At 70.0% G+C, this 5945-nt stretch carries 5 protein-coding genes; all 5 read left to right on the top strand.

Annotated elements, in window-relative coordinates:
* A partial coding sequence (gene argS, locus I0Q12_RS23445; RefSeq protein ID WP_231611293.1) for an arginine--tRNA ligase occupies positions 1-1256 on the top strand: 1256 nt, incomplete at its 5' end.
* Positions 1253-2674, top strand: coding sequence for a diaminopimelate decarboxylase (lysA, locus tag I0Q12_RS23440; protein ID WP_197255220.1), 1422 nt, complete (start codon positions 1253-1255; stop codon positions 2672-2674). The genes argS and lysA, both read left to right, overlap by 4 nt.
* Positions 2671-3996 carry a homoserine dehydrogenase gene (locus I0Q12_RS23435; RefSeq protein ID WP_197255219.1) on the top strand — a complete coding sequence of 442 codons (1326 nt, stop codon included), beginning with the start codon at positions 2671-2673 and terminating at the stop codon, positions 3994-3996. The genes lysA and I0Q12_RS23435 overlap by 4 nt, the downstream gene beginning before the upstream one ends.
* Complete coding sequence (gene thrC / locus I0Q12_RS23430; RefSeq protein WP_197255218.1) at positions 3993-5084, top strand: threonine synthase; 1092 nt, start codon at positions 3993-3995, stop codon at positions 5082-5084. Before I0Q12_RS23435 ends, thrC begins: the two co-directional genes overlap by 4 nt.
* A gap of 52 nt (positions 5085-5136) precedes the next feature.
* Positions 5137-5945 (top strand): homoserine kinase (gene thrB, locus I0Q12_RS23425; RefSeq protein ID WP_197255202.1); only part of this gene is annotated, 809 nt, incomplete at its 3' end.

Below are 5945 nucleotides of genomic sequence, written 5' to 3'. Positions count from 1 at the left end.
CCGGCCCGATCCACCTCGGTGGCACCCGCTGGGCCGCGGTCGGCGACGCGCTCGGCCGGATCCTGTCGACGCAGGGCGCCGAGGTCACCCGCGAGTACTACTTCAACGACCACGGCGCGCAGATCGACCGCTTCACGCGGTCGCTGATCGCCGCGGCGAAGGGCGAACCGGCCCCCGAGGACGGCTATGCCGGCGACTACATCGTCGACATCGCCGCCGAGGTGCAGAAGCGGGCGCCCGGCGCGCTCGACCTGCCCGAGGCCGAGCGGCACGAGACGTTCCGGTCCATCGGCGTCGACCTGATGTTCGCGCACATCAAGCGCACGCTGCACGAGTTCGGCGTCGACTTCGACGTGTACTTCCACGAGAACTCGCTGTTCGAATCCGGCGCGGTCGACAAGGCCGTCGAGACGCTCAAGGGCTCCGGCAACCTGTACAACGCCGACGGCGCGTGGTGGCTCAAGAGCACCGACTTCGGCGACGACAAGGATCGCGTCGTCATCAAGTCCGACGGCAACGCCGCCTACATCGCCGGCGACATCGCCTACTTCCAGGACAAGCGCTCGCGCGGCTTCGACCTGTGCATCTACATGCTCGGCGCCGACCACCACGGCTACATCGGCCGGCTCAAGGCCGCCGCGGCCGCATTCGGCGACGACCCCGACACCGTCGAGGTCATGATCGGCCAGATGGTCAACCTCGTGCGCGACGGCCAGGCCGTGAAGATGAGCAAGCGTGCCGGCACCGTCATCACCCTCGACGACCTCGTCGAGGCGATCGGTGTCGACGCCGCCCGCTACGCGCTCGTGCGCTCGTCGGTCGACCAGAGCATCGACATCGACCTCGAGCTGTGGGCCTCGGCCGGCAACGAGAACCCGGTCTACTACGTGCAGTACGCGCACGCCCGCCTGTCGTCGATCGCGCGCAACGCCGCCGACCTCGGTCTCAGCGCCGAGGGTGCGAACCTCGCGCTGCTCACCCACGACCGTGAGGGCGACCTGATCCGCACCATCGGTGAGTACCCGCGCGTCGTCGCGAAGGCCGCGGAACTGCGCGAACCGCACCGGGTCGCGCGTTACCTCGAAGAACTCGCCGGTGCCTACCACCGGTTCTACGACGCGTGCCGCATCCTCCCGCAGGGCGACGAGGAGCCCGGAGACCTGCACACCGCGCGGCTCGCGCTGTGCGCGGCGGCCCGTCAGGTTCTCGCCAACGGCCTCGGCCTCCTCGGCGTCAGCGCTCCGGAGCGGATGTGAACGCGCACCCCGCCGGTCCGCGGCACGCTGAGATTCCGCACGCACCGGGCCTGCCCGAACGGCCCACCACCCACGAGGAACTGAACGCGCTGCACCGGCAGGTGTGGCCGCGCGGCACGAGCCGCGGCGACGACGGCGTCGTCCGCATCGCCGGGGTTCCCGTCACCGAACTCGCCGAGAAGTACGGCACCCCGCTGTTCGTGATCGACGAGGACGACTTCCGGTCCCGGTGCCGCGACATCGCCGCGGCGTTCGGGCCCGACACCAAGGTGCACTACGCCTCCAAGGCGTTCCTGTGCACCGAGGTCGCCCGCTGGGTGCAGCAGGAGGGCCTGTGCCTCGACGTCGCGTCCGGTGGTGAACTCGCGGTCGCACTGCACGCCGGGTTCCCCGCCGAGAAGATCGCGATGCACGGCAACAACAAGTCCGTCGCCGAACTGCGCACCGCGGTCGCGGCCGGGGTCGGGCACATCGTGCTCGACTCGATGGCCGAGATCGACCGGCTCGACGCGATCGCCGGGGAAGCCGGGGTCGTGCAGGACGTGCTGATCCGGGTCACCGTCGGTGTCGAGGCGCACACCCACGAGTTCATCTCCACCGCGCACGAGGACCAGAAGTTCGGTCTCTCGCTCGCCGGAGGGGTCGCGATGTCCGCGGTGCGCCGGGTCTTCGAGACCGCCAACCTCCGGCTGGTCGGCCTGCACAGCCACATCGGCTCGCAGATCTTCGACGTCGACGGCTTCGAACTGGCCGCACACCGGGTGATCGGCCTGCTCCGCGACATCGTCGCCGAGTTCGGTGTGGACAAGACGTCCCAGCTGAACATCGTCGACCTCGGCGGTGGACTCGGCATCTCGTACGTGCCGAGCGACGATCCGCCGCCGGTCGAGGAACTCGCCGCGAAGCTCCTCGACATCGTGCGCACCGAATCCGCGCTGGCGGGACTGCCCACCCCGACCCTCGCGGTCGAGCCGGGCCGCGCCATCGCCGGACCGGGCACGATCACCCTCTACGAGGTCGGCACGATCAAGGACGTCGCGGTCGCCGCGGGTCACAGCCGCCGCTACATCAGCGTCGACGGCGGCATGAGCGACAACATCCGCACCTCCCTGTACCAGGCGGAGTACGAGGCCCGGTTGGTCTCCCGCGTCAGCGACGCGGATCCGGTCGTCTCGCGAGTCGTCGGCAAGCACTGTGAGAGCGGTGACATCGTGATCCGCGACACCTGGATGCCCGAGGACGTCCAAGCCGGGGATTTGCTGGCCGTCGCCGCGACCGGTGCATACTGCTATTCGATGTCCAGCAGGTACAACTTGCTGGCCCGTCCCGCCGTCGTGGCGGTCAAGGACGGCGTTTCCCGCGTCATCCTGCGTCGGGAAACCGTGGAAGATCTGCTCAGCTTGGAGGTTACGGAGTGACGACCGAAACGGGGACCAGTCAGGCGCCGCGTCCCGTCGGCGTGGCGGTGCTCGGCCACGGCACCGTGGGCGCCGAGGTCGTCCGCATCATCCGGGACGACGCAGCCGATCTCGAGGCACGCATCGGTGCACCGCTGGAGCTGCGCGGTGTCGCCGTGCGCACCGTCTCCGAGGACCGCGGCATCCCGGTCGAGCTGCTGACCACCGACGCGGAGGGATTGATCGCGCGCGACGACGTCGACATCGTCGTCGAGGTCATCGGCGGCATCGACCTGCCCCGCAAGCTCGTGCGGACCGCGCTCGACGCCGGCAAGTCCGTGGTCACGGCGAACAAGGCGCTGCTCGCCGAGTACACCGGTGAACTCGCGGAGGCAGCCGAGGCCAAGCACGTCGACCTGTACTTCGAGGCCGCCGTCGCCGGTGCGATCCCGGTGATCCGCCCGCTGACCCAGTCGCTGGCCGGCGACCGCGTCAACCGTGTCATCGGCATCGTCAACGGCACCACCAACTACATCCTGTCGGCGATGGACGAGACCGGAGCCGACTACGCCGAGGCGCTCGCCGAGGCGGGCCGGCTCGGTTACGCCGAGGCCGATCCGACTGCGGACGTCGAGGGCTTCGACGCCGCCTCCAAGGCCGCGATCCTCGCGTCCATCGCCTTCCACACCCGCGTCACCGCCGCCGACGTGTACCGCGAGGGCATCTCGAAGATCACTGCCGCCGACCTGACGTCCGCTCGCGCGCTGAACTGCACCGTCAAGCTCCTCGCGATCTGCGAGCGCATCACCACCGAGGACGGCAAGGACAAGGTTTCGGCGCGGGTCTACCCCGCGCTGGTGCCGCGGGAGCATCCCCTCGCGAGCGTGTCCGGCGCGTTCAACGCCGTCGTCGTCGAGGCGGAGGCGTCGGGCCGCCTGATGTTCTACGGCCAGGGTGCCGGCGGCGCTCCCACCGCGTCCGCGGTGATGGGCGACCTGGTGATGGCCGCGCGCAACCGCGTGCAGGGCGGTCGCGGTCCCCGCGAATCGAAGTACGCCGATCTCGAGATCGCGCCGATGAGCGAGATCATGACCCGCTACTACGTGAACCTGCAGGTCGCGGACCGGGCAGGTGTGCTCTCCGCCGTGGCCGCCGAGTTCGCCAAGCGCGGGGTCAGCATTTCCGCCGTGCGCCAGGAAGGCGCCGGAAACGGTGCGCGCCTGGTGGTGCTCACGCACCGCGCCACCGACGAAGCGTTGTCGAGTACCGTCGCAGCACTCGATGAACTCGAATCCGTAACTGCTGTGACCAGTGTCCTGAGACTGGAGGGATCCGCCGAATGAGCGCGGCCGAGAAGAACATCACCCCCGTGCACACCCCGTGGCCCGGCCTGATCGAGGCGTACCGTTCTCGACTGCCGATCGGTGAGGGCTGGAAGACGGTGACGCTGCGCGAGGGTGGTACGCCGCTGCTCCCGGCACCTCGCCTGTCCGAGATCACCGGCTGCGAGGTCCACGTCAAGGTCGAGGGGCTCAACCCCACCGGTTCCTTCAAGGACCGCGGCATGACGATGGCCGTCACCGAGGCGCTGGCGACCGGCAAGCAGGCGGTGCTGTGCGCCTCCACCGGCAACACCTCTGCGTCGGCTGCCGCGTACGCGTCCCGCGCGGGCATCGGCTGCGCGGTGCTCGTGCCGCAGGGCAAGATCGCCATGGGCAAGCTCGCCCAGGCCGTCATGCACGGCGCCCGGATCGTCCAGGTCGAGGGCAACTTCGACGACTGCCTCGAGCTGGCCCGCAAGACGACCGCCGAGTTCCCGACGATCGGCCTGGTCAACTCCGTCAACCCGGTCCGTATCGAGGGACAGAAGACCGCCGCGTTCGAGATCGTCGACGCGCTCGGCGACGCTCCCGACGTGCACGTGCTCCCGGTGGGCAACGCGGGCAACATCACCGCGTACTGGAAGGGCTACTCCGAGTACTTCGCCGACGGCGTGAGCACCCGCCGTCCCCGCATGCTCGGTGTGCAGGCCGCCGGTGCGGCCCCGCTCGTGCTCGGCCACCCGGTCAAGGATCCCGAGACCATCGCCACCGCGATCCGGATCGGCGCTCCCGCGTCGTGGAACGGTGCGGTCGCCGCGAAGGAGGAGTCGGACGGCGCGTTCCGTGCCGCCACCGACGAGGAGATCCTCGAGGCGTACCACCTGCTCGCGAAGTCCGAGTCGATCTTCGTCGAGCCGGCGTCGGCGGCGTCGATCGCGGGTCTGCTCGCCGCGAGCAAGGAGGGCTGGCTGCCGCGCGGCCTCCGGGTTGTGTGCACCGTCACCGGCAACGGCCTCAAGGACCCGGACACCGCCCTGCGCGATGTTCCCGTGGTGCAGCCGATCCCGGTCGACCCCGTCGCTGTGGCCTCGGCGCTCGAACTGGCCTAGTCCTCGAGCAGACGCAGTGACCGCCTCGCCCTCCTCTGTTGGGAATCACGACATGACGCAGACTCTGCCGGTAGGGATCTCGGTGACGGCCCGGGTTCCCGCGTCGAGTGCGAATCTGGGGCCCGGATTCGACTCGCTCGGTCTCGCTCTCGGGTTGTACGACGAGATCACCGTCACCACAACCGGATCCGGTCTCGACGTCCGCGTCGAAGGGGAGGGCGCCGAGGAGGTGCCGTGGGGCCCCACCCACCTGGTGGTGCGTGCGGTGGAACGTGGCCTCGAAGCCGCGGGTGTGTGGGCCGACGGCCTGGAGATCGTGTGCCGCAACGTCATTCCCCATTCGCGGGGTCTGGGGTCCTCGGCATCCGCCGTCGTCGGCGGGCTCGCCGCGGCGAACGGCCTGGTGCGCAAGGTCGCGCCGGAGCGGGCACTGGACGACGCGCAGCTCGTGCAGCTCTCCTCCGAGTTCGAGGGGCACCCGGACAACGCGTCGGCGAGCGTCCTCGGCGGTGCCGTCGTATCGTGGAGCGAAGCCGGTGTCGACGCCGAGCAGCGTGTCTACCGGGCCGTGAAGCTGGCCGTGGACCCGGCGATCAAGGTCGTCGTGCTGGTCCCGTCGGTCCGCTCGTCGACCGCGCACACCCGCGGACTGCTGCCCGATCTCGTGCCGCATCGCGACGCGTCGTTCAACGTCAGCCGCGCCGCACTGGCGGTGGTCGCGCTGACCCAGCGTCCCGACCTGCTGATGCCCGCGACCGAGGACATGCTGCACCAGGGGCAGCGGGCTCCGGCGCTGCCGCTCACCACCAAGTGGATCGCGCGGCTCCGCGAGGCGGGAATCGCCGCCACGGTGTCCGGAGC

The organism is Rhodococcus sp. CX (genome assembly GCF_015865005.1).
In the GTDB taxonomy this organism is placed as follows: Bacteria; Actinomycetota; Actinomycetes; order Mycobacteriales; family Mycobacteriaceae; genus Rhodococcus.
This window is presented reverse-complemented; position numbering and strand designations above follow the sequence as displayed.

What these genes read in the sequence shown, in the direction of transcription:
- thrC (WP_197255218.1), top strand. Translation starts at nt 3,993, where the DNA reads ATGAGCGCGGCCGAGAAGAACATCACCCCCGTGCACACCCCGTGGCCC.